Raw genomic sequence first — 12,966 nt, 5'->3', positions numbered from 1 at the left:
TAGCCGGCCCACACTGGAGAGTGACGCATATGCCGCTTCCGAAGTTGCCCACCCGTCCCGCAGCCATCCTGACCTTCCCCTCGGGCGAATCCGCCCGGGCGCAGGCCCGCACCACCAAGACTGCCGCTGCGCAGTCCAACACTCAAGCCGCTCTTGCCGACGACGACGACGACGAGCTGATCGTGCAGCCCGAACTCGACGGCATGGCCCCGCCGGCCCGCAAGGCGCAGATTCCCGCGCGCCAGGTGCCTCCGCCCGCCCCCGCCGCCCCTACCGCCGTCCGCGCCGAAACGCGTCCGGCCAAGGCCGCCCCTGCTCCTGCCAAGCGCGGCAAGCCGCGCGCCCAGAACGAACCGCGCAAGCTGTTCGTGCTGGACACGAACGTGCTGCTGCACGACCCCAGCTCGCTGTTCCGCTTCGAAGAGCACGACATCTTCCTGCCGATGATGACGCTGGAAGAACTGGACCATCAAAAGAAGGGCATGTCGGAAGTGGCGCGCAACGCGCGCCAGGTCAGCCGCTCGCTGGATGCGCTGGTGCAGGACGCCACGCAGCTGGATGAAGGCCTGGAGCTGGCCAAGCTGGGCAACAAGGACGCCACCGGCCGGCTGATGTTCCAGACGACCGCCATCCACAGCACGCTGCCCTCGGACCTGCCCATGGGCAAGGCCGACAACCAGATCCTTGGCGTCGTGCGTGCCTTGCAGGAAAAATTCCCGCAGCGCGAGGTCGTGCTGGTGTCCAAGGACATCAACATGCGCCTGAAGGCGCGCGCGCTGGGCATGGCCGCGGAAGACTACTTCAACGACCACGTCCTGGAAGACTCGGACCTGATGTATTCGGGCGTGATGCAGTTGCCCGAAGACTTCTGGAACAAGCACGGCAAGGACGTGGAATCGTGGCAGCAAGGCGGCACCACCTTCTACCGCATCCACGGCCCGCTGTGTTCGCAGTTCGTCGTCAACCAGTTCGTCTACTTCGAAGGCCAGATGCCGCTGTATGCGCAGGTGCGCGAAGTCAGCGGCAAGATGGCGGTACTGGCCACCTTGCGCGATTACACCCACGGCAAGAACAACGTCTGGGGCATCACGGCGCGCAACCGCGAGCAGAACTTCGCCATGAACCTGCTGATGAACCCGGAATGCGATTTCGTATCGCTGCTGGGCCAGGCGGGCACGGGCAAGACGCTGCTGGCGCTGGCGGCCGGCATCACGCAGGTGCTCGAGACCAAGCGCTACACCGAAATCATCATGACGCGCGTCACGGTGCCCGTCGGTGAAGACATCGGTTTCCTGCCCGGTACGGAAGAAGAAAAGATGTTGCCCTGGATGGGCGCGCTGGAAGACAACCTGGACGTGCTCAACATGGGCGAAGGTGAAGGCAACGGGGACTGGGGGCGCGCCGCCACCATGGACCTGATCCGTTCGCGCATCAAGGTCAAGTCCCTGAACTTCATGCGCGGCCGCACCTTCCTGAACAAGTACCTGATCATCGACGAGGCCCAGAACCTGACGCCCAAGCAGATGAAAACGCTGGTCACGCGCGCCGGCCCCGGCACCAAGGTGATCTGCCTGGGCAACGTCGCCCAGATCGATACGCCCTATCTGACCGAAGGCAGTTCGGGCCTGACCTTCGTGGTGGACCGCTTCAAGGGCTGGCCGCATTCCGGCCATGTCACCTTGCAGCGCGGGGAACGTTCCCGCCTGGCCGACTATGCGGGGGACGTGCTGTAACGCGCCACGCACGCCGCATGAAAAAAGCCCCTTGATTGCTCAAGGGGCTTTTTCTTGCCATGGACCAAGCCGTCGACGATTACTTGTCGGCTGCGTTGGTGATGGCATTGCCGGCCCGGGACATATCGCGGCCCATGCCCGCTACGGTATTACAACCGGCGAGCACGAATCCGAATACGACAAAGGCGGTCAGCACGATCTTGCCGCGCATGCTGTCAACTCCTGAACAAAAACTATCGAAATCGGGGGATCAGACGATCTGCACGCGCAGTTCGCCCAGCCCTTCCACGCCGCCCGTGATCACATCGCCCTGCACCACGGCGCCTACGCCTTCCGGCGTGCCGGTGTAGATGATGTCGCCCGGTTGCAGTTCGAACAGGCCCGACAGGTAGGAAATGCTTTCCGGAATGTTCCAGAGCATTTGCGAAATGTCGCTGGACTGCTTGCGCTGGCCATTCACATCCAGCCAGATCGCGCCCTTGTCCAGGGTGCCCACGACGCTGCGCGGGTGGATCGGGCCGATCGGGGCCGACTCGTCGAAGGCCTTGCCGATTTCCCAGGGGCGGCCCTGCTTTTTCATTTCGCCTTGCAGATCGCGGCGGGTCATGTCCAGACCCAGCGCGTAACCCCACACGCATTCGTTGGCCTGCTCGACCGGGATGTCACGGCCACCCTTGCCCAGCACGACGACGAGTTCCATCTCGTAGTGCAGGTTCGAGGTCTTGGGGGGATACGACATCTTGCCGGTTTCACCGTCGGCCACCGGGCGCACCGCATCGGCGGGCTTGCAGAAGAAGAACGGATCTTCACGGCCGGTGAAGCCCATTTCCTTGGCGTGTTCAGCGTAGTTGCGGCCCACGCAATAGACGCGGCGCACCGGAAACAACGCGGCGCTGCCGGCCACGGGCACCGCGACGGGCGGCTGGGGAGGTAATACGTAGTCCATGAGCGATCAACCTATGACAAATACGTGACTGAAAACCGGCCAAATATCTTACCTCCGCGCCCGGCCCGCAGCGCGGGCCGCGAGGGCATGCGCCCCTGGCTCGGCGCGGAAGGTAAAAATCATCCGCGAGTTTATCCCTTTCCGGCCGGCATGGCGCGGCCGCATTTCGTTCAGGAAAACGTAGGGATGTCCCCATCGAAAACCACCAGGCGCTCGATGAAATCCGCCATATAGGTTTTCATTTCCTGGTGCGCGGGCGAGACCTGGTAGCGGTCGTGCGCGGCCTCGTCGGCGAAGGCCGCCACCACCGCGTGCGTCAGGCCGTCGGCGCGGCCGGCCTGATTGGGCCTGAACGCATAACCCGACACCCCCTCGCATTCGGCCAGCACGCGGTCGCAATAGCCTTGAACGCGCTCATGAAAACGGGCATCGGCGGCGGCCGACAGTTGCAACATCACCACATGCAGAAACATCAGGACTCCTTGTTAGCGCGCGTCGCGGCCAGCCAGGCGCGCGACACCAATCCCATGATGCCGTCTCGCAACAGCAGCACGCACAGTACGAAGATGGCGCCTTGGACGATCAGCACCCACGACCCCAGCGGCGCCAGATAGTTTTGCAGCGAGACGAACGTGAACGCGCCGGCCAGCGGCCCGAACACCGTGCCGATGCCGCCCAGCAGCGCCATCAGCACCACCTCGCCGTTGGCGTGCCAGTGCACATCGGTCAGCGAAGCCACCCCGAACACCAGCACCTTCAGCCCGCCCGCCAGCCCCGCCACCGATGCCGACAGCGTGAACGCCAGCAGCTTGTAGCGCGACGTCGAATAGCCCAGCGAACGTGCCCGCTGCTCGTTGTCGCGCACCGACCGGATCACTTCGCCGAACGGCGAATTCAATACGCGCAGCACGAATGCGTAGCCCAGCGCGAACACGGCCAGCGTGAAGTAATACATGGGCATCACGTTTTGCAGGTCGAATATGCCGAACAGCTTGCCGCGCGGCACGCTCTGCAAGCCGTCCTCGCCCCCCGTGAAGCCGGCCTGCACCGCGATGAAATAGACCAGTTGCGATAAGGCCAGCGTGATCATCGCGAAGTAGATGCCCTGGCGGCGAATGGCGATGGCGCCGAACGCCAGCCCCAGCAGCCCGCCCGTGACCACGCCCGCCAGCAGTCCGAGTTCAGGCGTGGCGCCCAGCACCTTCATGACAATGCCGGTGGCATACGCCGCCGCGCCGAAGAACGCCGCATGGCCGAAGGACAGCAGGCCCACGTAACCGACCAGCAGGTTGAACGCCGCGGCAAACAGCGCGAAGCACAGCACCTTCATCAGGAACGTGGGATAGACGAACCAGGGCGCGGCCAACGCCACCACCGCCAGCACCGCCATCGACACCCGCATCGCGCGGCGGCTCAGTTGCACCGGCTGGCGCGTGGCTTCGGCCGCCAGCACGTTCTGCACCTGCAAGGGCTTGCCGAACAGACCGGCCGGTTTGCACAGCAGCACCAGCACCATGATGATGAAGATCGCCAGGTTGGCGGCTTCGGGGTAGAACACTTTGGTCAGGCCTTCGATGATGCCCAGGCCGAAGCCGCTGAGGATGGCGCCCATGATGGACCCCATGCCCCCGATCACCACCACCGCGAACACCACCACCACAAGGTTGGATCCCATCATCGGGCTGACCTGGTAAATGGGCGCGGCGATCACGCCGGCCACCGAGGCCAGCGCCACGCCCAGCGCGTAGGTCAGCGTAATGAGCAGCGGCACGTTGATACCGAAGGAACGCACGATGGTCGGGTTCTCTGTTGCGGCGCGCAGCATGGCGCCCACGCGCGTCTTCTCGATCAGCACCCATACCGCCAGGCACAGCACCAGCGACACCGCCACCGCCCATCCGCGATACCAGGGCAGGAACATGAAGCCCAGGTTCACGCCGCCGGACAAGGCTTTCGGGATCGTGTACGGCAGGCCGGACACGCCATAGGCCTGTCGCAGACCGCCTTCGATCAGCAGCGCGATGCCGAAGGTCAGCAGCAGCCCATATAGATGGTCCATGCGATACGTGCGGGAAATCAGCAGCCGCTCGACCACGACGGCGAACACCGCCATGATGAGCGGCACCAGCACCAGCGCGGCCCAATAGTTCACGCCCAGGTAATTGAGCAGCATCCAGGCCAGGAACGCGCCGGCCGTGTACTGCGCGCCATGGGCGAAGTTGATGATGTTCAACAGGCCGAAGATCACCGCCAGCCCGATCGAGAGCAAGGCGTAGAAAGACCCGTTGATCAGGCCCAGCAACAGCTGGCCGAACAGCGCCGTGGACGGCACACCGAAAATTTCGAACACAGGGATTCTCCTTTCAGACGCCCAGGCGCCGGGCGATCCGGGCAGGATCGCGACGCGCTTCTTCCGCCGACAACTGATCGACCACGCAGCCGTGCTCCATGACGTAGTGGCGGTCGGCCACCTTGGTCGCAAAGCGGAAGTTCTGCTCGACCAGCACGATGGTGAAGCCGCGTTCTTTCAGCGTGCGGATGGCTTGTCCGATCTGCTGCACGATGACGGGTGCAAGGCCTTCCGTGGGTTCGTCCAGCAGGATCAGCTGGGCCCCGGTGCGCAGGATGCGCGCGATGGCCAGCATCTGCTGCTCGCCTCCCGACAGGTTGCCGCCGGAACTGGCGCTGCGTTCGCGCAGGTTGGGAAACAGCGCGTAGATCTCGTCCAGCGACATGCCGCCGTCGGCCAGGCGCGGCGGCAGCAGCAGGTTTTCCGTGACGCTCAAGCTGCGGAATACGGCGCGCTCTTCCGGGCAATAGACCACGCCCAGGCGCGGAATGCGGTGTGGCGCCATGCCCACCGTTTCCTGGCCGTTCAGCCGGATGGAGCCGCGCCGCTTGTCCAGGATGCCCATGATGGCGCGCAGCGTTGTCGTCTTGCCGGCGCCGTTGCGGCCCAGGATGGTGACGAGTTCGCCGCGCTTGACGTCGATGTTCACGCCGTGCAGCACGTGGGATTCCCCGTACCAGGCGTTCAGGTCGTTGATGTCCAGCATGTCAGTGCGCCTCCTCGTCCGAGCCCATGTACGCGGTAATGACGCGTTCATCGCGCGACACGGCGGCGTAGTCGCCCTGGGCCAGCACGGCGCCGCGCGCCAGCACGGTGATGGTGTCGGACAGGTCCGCCACCACGGACAGGTTGTGCTCGACCATGAGAATGCTTCGATTCACCGCCACGCGCCGGATCAGCGCGGCGATGCGGGCCACGTCTTCCTGGCCCAGTCCTGCCATCGGTTCATCCAGCAGCATGATGTCGGGGTCCAGCGCCAGCGTCATCGCGATTTCCAGCGCGCGCTTGCGGCCATACGGCAACATGGCCGCTGTCGTGTCCGCCAGATTGGCCAGGCCGACCGCGTCCAGCAATTCCATTCCGCGTTCGTTCAGCCGGTCGACGCTACGGCGGCTGCGCCAGAAACGCATGCCGTCGCCGTGCTGGCGCATCAGCGCCACGCGCATGTTCTGCAACACCGTCAGGCCCAGGAACACCGCCGAAATCTGGAACGAGCGCACGATACCCAGACGCGCGATCTGCTCCGGCGCCAGCGCCGTGATGTCGCGGCCCCGGTAATGGATGACGCCCTCGTCCGGCGTCAGGAATTTGGTCAGCAGGTTGAAGCAAGTGGTCTTGCCGGCGCCGTTGGGGCCGATCAGCGCATGGATGGAGCCTTCGTGCAGGGCAAGGGTCACGCCATCCACGGCATTGAAGCCGCCGAAGCGCTTGACCAGCCCCTGCGCGGACAGGACCGCCGGGGTGCTTGAGGTCGTCATGGCGCGCCCCTTACATGCGGGCCAACAGGCCGCCGTCGATCGCCAGGACATGCCCGTTGACGAACGAAGCGGCCTTCGAGGCCAGGTACACCACGGCGGGCGCGACATCTTCCGGCGTAGCCCAACGCCCCACCGGCACCGAGGCCGACAGGAAGGATTGGAACTGCGGATTGTCTTGCAGGCCCTGCGTGAAATCGGTGCGCACGAAACCCGGCGCCAATGCGTTGCAGGTGATGCCGCTGGCGCCATATTCCACGGCCAGTGCACGCGTGAAGGCGGCGATGGCGCCTTTGGCGGTGGCATAGGCCGCGATGTTCGGCATGGTCGCCTGCCCGGCCACCGACGACATCAGCACGATACGGCCGAAGCCGCGCTTGCCCATGCCGGGCAACACGGCGCGCGCGCAATGGAAAGCGCCGTTCACGTGTACGTTCTGCAAGGCCTGCCATTCGGCCGGAGACATCTCGACGACCGGCTTGCGATTCTGGTTGCCTGCGTTGCTGACCAGCACATCGACGGACAGGCCGGCATCGTCCAGCCGCGCGATGGCATCTTCCACCGCGGCCGCGTCGGCCACATCGAACGGCATGCCATGCGCGTCGATGCCCAGCGCGGATAACTTGGCGGCGGCCGCATCGCAAGCGTCCTGCGACAGGTCGTTGACCACCACGCGCGCCCCCGCGCGGCCCAGCGCATGGGCGATGGCGTAGCCCAGGCCCCGCGCGGCCCCCGTCACCAGCGCGACGCGTCCCGCCAGCCCGAACGTCTGGTCCAGATAGTCGTGTTTCAAGCTTGTCTCCTTGTTTTATATGCACCGGATCTCTAGGTCCGGCCTGTGTCGTCCTTGCTTTCCAGATGCAAAAACAAAGTTGACATCAATCTCAATATACGCGACTATTTTTAAACACTCAATAACAAGATTTTTGCTTTATCTTCGATAACGAAGTTTTGGCTAGGAGACAATCATGGCCCTCGAAACCCCCGGCTGCGACGCCGCCAATGCGCTGCCGCCCTTGGCATCGCGCTTTCTCAAAGTGGCCGAGCTGCCCTGGAAACCCACGCAGGTGGAAGGCATCGAGATGAAGGTGCTGATGCAGGACAAGGAAACCGGCCTGCTCACCGCACTGTTCCGCTGGCAGCCCGGCACCGAGCTGCCGCTGCACGAGCACGTGGAAGTCGAACAGACCTATGTGCTGGAAGGCTCCATCGTGGATGCCGAAGGCGAGGTCTGCGCGGGCGACTACGTCTGGCGTCCGCGCGGCAACCAGCACGTGGCCCGTGCGCCCAACGGCGCCCTCGTCCTGAGCTTTTTCCTGAAGCCCAATATGTTCATCGACGCCTACGCCGGCCAGACGCTGGAGTAGACACACCGGCTTTCTCAACCGTGCAATACCCCGCATGACCGCCCGGCACAGGGCGGCGCGCACAAAATCAAAGCCCCCAAGGAGACACCCCATGAAGACCCGTTTCAAGAACAGCCTGGCCGCCTGCGTGCTGGGCGCCCTGTCCGTGCCCGCCATGGCGCAGGTATCGGACGATGTCGTGAAGATCGGCGTGCTGGGCGACCAGTCCGGCATGATGGCGGACCTGTCCGGCAAGTTCGGCGTCGAGGCCGTGAAGATGGCGGTCGAGGATTTCGGCGGCCAGGTGCTGGGCAAGCCCATCGAGGTGATCTCGGCCGACCATCAGAACAAGGTCGACATCGGGGTGTCAGTGGCGCGCCGCTGGTACGAAAACGACAAGGTGGACCTGATCCTGGACGTGCCCAACTCGGCCATCGCCCTGGCGGTGCAGGACCTGACCCGTCAGATGAAGCGCGTCGTCATCTTCACCAGCGCCGGCTCGGCCGACCTGACCGGCAAGGCGTGTTCGCCCAATGGCATGCACTGGACCTACGACACCTATGCCTACGCCACGGGCGTAGCCAATGGCGTGATCGAGGACGGCGGCAAGAGCTGGTTCTTCATCACCTCGGATTACGCGTTCGGCCACTCGCTGGAACGCGACGCCATGGCCGTCGTGAAGGCCAAGGGCGGCCAGGTCGTGGGCAGCGTGCGCCACCCCATCGCCAGCTCGGACTTCTCGTCGTTCCTGTTGCAGGCGCAGGCATCCAAGGCACAGGTCATCGGCCTGGCCAACGGCAGCGGCGACACCATCAACAGCATCAAGCAGGCGTTCGAATTCGGCATCATGGGCAGCAAGCAACGCGTGGCCGCGCTGTTCATGAGCATCGTGGACGTGCGCAGCGTGGGCCTGGAATACGCGCAGGGGCTCAACCTGGTCGAACCGTTCTATTGGGATCAGGACGACAAGGCGCGCCAATGGTCGGAGCGCTATTTCAAGCGCACGGGCCGCATGCCGTCGATGGTGCAGGCCAGCAACTACAGCGCCACCATGCACTATCTGAACGCTGTGAAGGCCGCGGGCACGGACGCCTCCGAACCCGTACTGAAGAAGATGCACGAGACCCCCATCAATGACTTCATGACCGAGAACGGCCGCATCCGCGAAGACGGCCGCGTGATGCGCGACCTGTATCTGTTCCAGGTCAAGAAGCCGTCGGAATCCAAGCGGGACTGGGACTACTACAACCTGGTGCGCAAGATTCCGGCTGAACAGGCGTTCCGTCCGCTCAAGGATGGCGGCTGCTCGTTGGTGAAGTCGTGATGGACGGCGCGCTTGCGCTGCTGGCCGGCAAGCGCGCCGTGGTCACGGGGGGCGCCAACCCCCGTGGCATCGGCGCGGCCGTCGTCGAACTCTTCCTGGCGCAAGGCGCCAGCGTCGCGGTGCTGGACTACGCCTACCCCGAAGGCGGCGCCAACGCGCTGGTGGACCGCCGCCTGAACCTGCATTGCGACGTGTCGCACAGCGCTTCGTGCGAAACCGCAATCGCGCGTGCCACCGCGGCGCTGGGCGGCATCGACGTGCTGGTCAACAACGCGGGCATCGTCGCCGCCACGCGCATCTGGGACCTGCCCGAAGACGAATTCCGGCGCATGCTCGACGTCAACCTGACCGGCACCTACAACGTCACGCACGCCGCCCTGCCCGCCTTGCTGCAAAGCACGCGGCAACCGGCCATCGTCAACCTGGGGTCCACCGCCGCCTTGCGCGGCGGCGGCCTGCTGGGCGGGTCGCATTACGCGGCCTCGAAGGGAGGCGTCATCAGTTTCACCAAGGCGCTTGCACGCGAACTGGGTCCGCGCGGCGTGCGCGCCAACTGCGTGGCGCCCGGCATTATTGAAACCGACATGACGCTGGGGAAATTCGGCGAAAATTGGGAACAAGAACTCAAACAGGGCATTCCGCTGCAACGTTTCGGCTCGCCCGCCGAGGTTGCCCAAGCCATCGTTTTCCTGGCCTCGGACCTGTCCTCTTATTCAACCGGCATCGTGGTCGACGTCAACGGCGGCTTCCACATTCACTAGGCACGTCCCCGCGCAATGAGCACTCCCGATCGCATGCTGTCCATCCTTGACCTATTTCGCGACGACACCACCGCCGCGTTCCAGGAGGACGTCATGGCGCATCTGGATTGCTCGCGCGCCACGGCCTATCGCTACCTGAAGTCGCTGACGGAAAGCGGCTTGCTCGCGCCCACCGCAGGCGGCGCATACGTGCTGGGTTCGCGCATCATCGAGCTGGACCGCCACCTGCGCCAGCACGATCCGCTGATGCGCGCCGCGCGCGACGTCATGCGCGCCACCGGCGACGAACTGCACGCCAACCTGATGTTGTGCAGCTATTACGGCGACAAGGTCATGTGCGTGGATCGCTACTGGACCGACAACTCGATCGAATCCAGCTACGCACGCGGCCGGCCCTTTCCAATGTTCCGGGGCGCTACCGCAAAACCCATCCTGGCCAATCTGCCGCCTTACCAACTGCGCAACCTGATGCTGTGGCACGCGGCGGAAATCCGCGAGGCCGGGCTGGGCGAGGACTGGGATGAATTCCGCGCCAACCTCAAACGCTTGCGCAGCGCCGGCGTGTGCGTGTCGCACGGCGAAGTCGACCCCGGCCTGATGGGCATTGGCGCGGCCATCTTCAGCCCCGAGCAAAAAGTGGTGGGCAGCCTGGTGTTCATCGCGGCGCAGGCGAACACGTCGGCCTCGCGCCTTGAGCAGTTGCAGGCTCGCATCCAGGTGGCGGCGGCCGAGGTATCGCAGAATTTGCAGGCCCCACAAAGCAACGGCGCGGCGGCGATCGGCATCATGCCGTCGCGGCCGCGCCGCATCAGGGCCCCCGCCGGTGCAGCACCGGCGCGGACCAAAGCCTGATCAGGCCTGGTTGTAGCGTTCGGCGCTTTTCACGATTTCTTCGTGAGCGGCGTCCACGCCCTTCCAACCCTTGACCTTGACCCACTTGCCCTTTTCGAGGTCTTTGTAGTGCTCGAAAAAGTGCTGGATGCGAGCGACGTCTTCGGTCGGCAGGTCCTCGTACGACTTGATGTTGCGGTACGGGGGGTAGAGCTTTTCGATCGGCACGGCCAGCAGCTTGGCGTCACCGCCCGACTCGTCGTCCATTTCCAGCACGCCGATGGCGCGGCAGCGCACGACGGCGCCGATCTGGATGGGGAACGGGGTCAGGACCAGCACGTCGGCGGGGTCGCCGTCTTCCGACAGGGTTTGCGGGATGTAGCCGTAGTTGCACGGGTAGTGCATGGCGGTCAGCATGAAGCGGTCAACGAAAATCGCGCCCGTGTCCTTGTCGACCTCGTACTTCACCGGGTCGGCGTTCATGGGGATTTCGATGATGACGTTGAAGTCTTCCGGCAGCTTCTTGCCAGGGGAGACGCGATCAAGACTCATGATTCAACCTTGTTGTTTGTCTGAAGAAATGTTCAAAGCGAGCCGTCGTCCTTGAACGGCGGCTTGGTCGTCGGCGCCGGAGCCGGCGCCGGGGTGGGCGCGGGCTTGGCGGGGGCGGCGGGCGCCGGCGAATACGTGGGCACGGGCTCATCGAAAGCGGCCGCCGGAATGGGGGCGCTGTCGAAGTACTCGTCGATATCGGACGTGCCACCCGCCAGCGGCGCGTCTTCGGGGGCCAGCGCGCGGTCACGCTGGTCGCGGCTGACCCGGGCGTCCGGATCCAGCACGTAATCAGAGGCCGATGCCGCTACGGCGGGAGGCAGCGACGGATAGTCGCCAGCGATGTCGCCGTCCGAATCCGACAGGCCCACCGCATAGCCGCCCTCGGCGTCCACGCGGTACGGGTCCGAACCGGTGTCGGCGGCGGGCAAGGCAGCGTCAGCCGCCAGCACCGGCAACGCCATGCTCGCCGCCGTTGCCAGGCGCCAGTGGCGCACCGCGTCGGCGGGCCGGTTCAGGCGGTCATACAGGCTGCCCAGCAAAGCGTGCGTCTGCGCATCGCTGCGGCGGCTCAGGCTGCGCAGCAGATAGCGCTCGGCCTGCCCCCAGAGCTGGCCGTTCAGGCAGAGCATGCCCAAGGCGGTAAGCAGGTCGGGATCGGTCGGGCGTTGCTGCAACCAGGTCTCGGCCTTGGACAGACGGCGCGACACCTGTTCGGCATCGCAGCGGGCGTAGGCCGCCACCAGCGCCGGGTTGAACTTCACCGCGATGGCCGCTTCCAGCACGCGCGCGGCTTCGTTGGCCTCGCCGGCGGCCTCGAAAGCGGCCGCGCCCGCCAGCGCGACATCAGGCAGCAGCCGTTCTTCGGCCTTCAAGTCCTTCCAGATGGCGCGCCAGGCATCGCTGTGCGCCGCCGCGCGCAAACGCGCCGCGCCGGATGCGTCGATCAGCACGTCGGCTTCGGAACGAGGCAGCGCATTACGCCGCACCAGCCCCCGCGCAAGCGTGAAAACCTGTTCGTCGTGATGCAGGGCGGTGTGCGCGCGCAGCAGCAGGCGCATCGTGTGCAGATGGCGTGCGCCGCCATCGGCCAGGGGCGCCAGCACGGCCAGCGCGCGCTCGGCGCGGCCCTGATCCAGCAGCATGTCGGCCGACACCGTCGCCGTGGCTTCCACCAGGCCGGGGTCGGTGCCCGCCTGTTCTTGCGCGGTGGCAAGCAGACGGTCGCGACGATCGAATTCACCCAGGCCGTGCGCGGCGCGAGCTGCCGACAACGCAGCCAGCACGCGGCGCGTCTGGACCTTGGTTTGATCGAGCAGCTTGGTCAGATCTTTTTCGGCGACGGCGTAGCGGCCCTCGAGCAGGCCGATCCAGCCGCGTTCCAGCAATTCGTGATCGCGAGCCTGGGCGCGCTTGCCGCGCCACACGCGGACGCGGTCCGGAATCGCAAGCAGCCACGCCAGCAGGCGCAAACCGACGTAAAGCATGATGAACGTGGCCACGATCAGCAGCACAGCCAACGTCAGCGACATCCCGATGCGCCACGGCCAAACCAGCAACAGCACGTTGCCGGAATGCGAGCGCAGCACCACCGCCAGGGCGACGGCGACAACGGCGAGCAGCAGTGTCCAGAACCAGGTACGCATAA

14 protein-coding genes are annotated in these 12,966 nt (G+C 65.1%); 5 read left to right on the top strand and 9 right to left on the bottom strand.

Annotation, left to right across the window (positions count from 1 at the left end; translation table 11 throughout):
- Nucleotides 1-29 precede the first annotated feature (29 nt).
- Nucleotides 30-1,733: a PhoH family protein gene (locus tag API01S_RS11540; protein ID WP_061304534.1), complete on the top strand. Its 1,704-nt coding sequence runs from the start codon at nt 30-32 to the stop codon at nt 1,731-1,733.
- Nucleotides 1,734-1,812: 79 nt separating this feature from the next.
- Here API01S_RS11540 and API01S_RS11535 read toward each other — a convergent pair whose 3' ends face one another.
- From API01S_RS11535 to API01S_RS11505, 7 genes are all read right to left on the bottom strand, one after another.
- Nucleotides 1,813-1,944: an entericidin A/B family lipoprotein gene (locus API01S_RS11535; RefSeq protein ID WP_006218367.1), complete on the bottom strand. Its 132-nt coding sequence runs from the start codon at nt 1,942-1,944 to the stop codon at nt 1,813-1,815.
- 39 nt (nt 1,945-1,983) lie between these two features.
- Nucleotides 1,984-2,679 carry a fumarylacetoacetate hydrolase family protein gene (locus tag API01S_RS11530; protein ID WP_061304533.1) on the bottom strand — a complete coding sequence of 232 codons (696 nt, stop codon included), beginning with the start codon at nt 2,677-2,679 and terminating at the stop codon, nt 1,984-1,986.
- 170 nt (nt 2,680-2,849) lie between these two features.
- Nucleotides 2,850-3,152 carry a Dabb family protein gene (locus API01S_RS11525; protein ID WP_006218364.1) on the bottom strand — a complete coding sequence of 101 codons (303 nt, stop codon included), beginning with the start codon at nt 3,150-3,152 and terminating at the stop codon, nt 2,850-2,852.
- A complete protein-coding gene (locus API01S_RS11520) occupies nt 3,152-5,029 on the bottom strand; it encodes an ABC transporter permease (RefSeq protein ID WP_039883019.1) in 1,878 nt (625 codons plus the stop codon). Before API01S_RS11520 ends, API01S_RS11525 begins: the two co-directional genes overlap by 1 nt.
- A 13-nt stretch (nt 5,030-5,042) precedes the next feature.
- The gene (locus API01S_RS11515; RefSeq protein ID WP_061304531.1) at nt 5,043-5,735 is read right to left on the bottom strand and encodes an ABC transporter ATP-binding protein; all 693 of its coding nucleotides are present in this window, start codon (nt 5,733-5,735) and stop codon (nt 5,043-5,045) included.
- Nucleotide 5,736: 1 nt separating this feature from the next.
- Nucleotides 5,737-6,507 (bottom strand): ABC transporter ATP-binding protein, encoded by a 771-nt coding sequence (locus API01S_RS11510; protein ID WP_006218360.1) that lies wholly within the window; start codon nt 6,505-6,507, stop codon nt 5,737-5,739.
- A gap of 10 nt (nt 6,508-6,517) precedes the next feature.
- Nucleotides 6,518-7,297 (bottom strand): SDR family NAD(P)-dependent oxidoreductase, encoded by a 780-nt coding sequence (locus API01S_RS11505; RefSeq protein ID WP_061304529.1) that lies wholly within the window; start codon nt 7,295-7,297, stop codon nt 6,518-6,520.
- Between the two features lie 175 nt (nt 7,298-7,472).
- On the opposite strand from API01S_RS11505, the gene API01S_RS11500 reads away from it, so the two are divergent.
- From API01S_RS11500 to API01S_RS11485, 4 genes are all read left to right on the top strand, one after another.
- The gene (locus API01S_RS11500; protein ID WP_006218357.1) at nt 7,473-7,871 is read left to right on the top strand and encodes a cupin domain-containing protein; all 399 of its coding nucleotides are present in this window, start codon (nt 7,473-7,475) and stop codon (nt 7,869-7,871) included.
- A 91-nt stretch (nt 7,872-7,962) separates the two neighbouring features.
- Nucleotides 7,963-9,174 (top strand): ABC transporter substrate-binding protein, encoded by a 1,212-nt coding sequence (locus tag API01S_RS11495; protein WP_006218356.1) that lies wholly within the window; start codon nt 7,963-7,965, stop codon nt 9,172-9,174.
- A complete protein-coding gene (locus API01S_RS11490; protein ID WP_006218355.1) occupies nt 9,174-9,935 on the top strand; it encodes an SDR family oxidoreductase in 762 nt (253 codons plus the stop codon). Before API01S_RS11495 ends, API01S_RS11490 begins: the two co-directional genes overlap by 1 nt.
- Before the next feature lie 15 nt (nt 9,936-9,950).
- Nucleotides 9,951-10,787 (top strand): IclR family transcriptional regulator, encoded by an 837-nt coding sequence (locus tag API01S_RS11485; RefSeq protein ID WP_050727717.1) that lies wholly within the window; start codon nt 9,951-9,953, stop codon nt 10,785-10,787.
- On the opposite strand, the gene ppa is transcribed toward API01S_RS11485, so the two are convergent.
- Nucleotides 10,788-11,318 carry an inorganic diphosphatase gene (gene ppa, locus API01S_RS11480; RefSeq protein ID WP_006218353.1) on the bottom strand — a complete coding sequence of 177 codons (531 nt, stop codon included), beginning with the start codon at nt 11,316-11,318 and terminating at the stop codon, nt 10,788-10,790. It lies immediately after the preceding gene.
- Nucleotides 11,319-11,350: 32 nt separating this feature from the next.
- Complete coding sequence (locus API01S_RS11475) at nt 11,351-12,964, bottom strand: heme biosynthesis HemY N-terminal domain-containing protein (protein ID WP_061304527.1); 1,614 nt, start codon at nt 12,962-12,964, stop codon at nt 11,351-11,353.
- Between the last annotated feature and the right edge of the window lie 2 nt (nt 12,965-12,966).

The sequence above is a fragment of the Achromobacter piechaudii NBRC 102461 genome (assembly GCF_001571245.1).
Classification (GTDB): domain Bacteria; phylum Pseudomonadota; class Gammaproteobacteria; order Burkholderiales; family Burkholderiaceae_B; genus Achromobacter; species Achromobacter piechaudii.
Note: the sequence above shows the minus strand (reverse complement) of the source record. Positions and strands in the feature narration are given on the sequence as shown.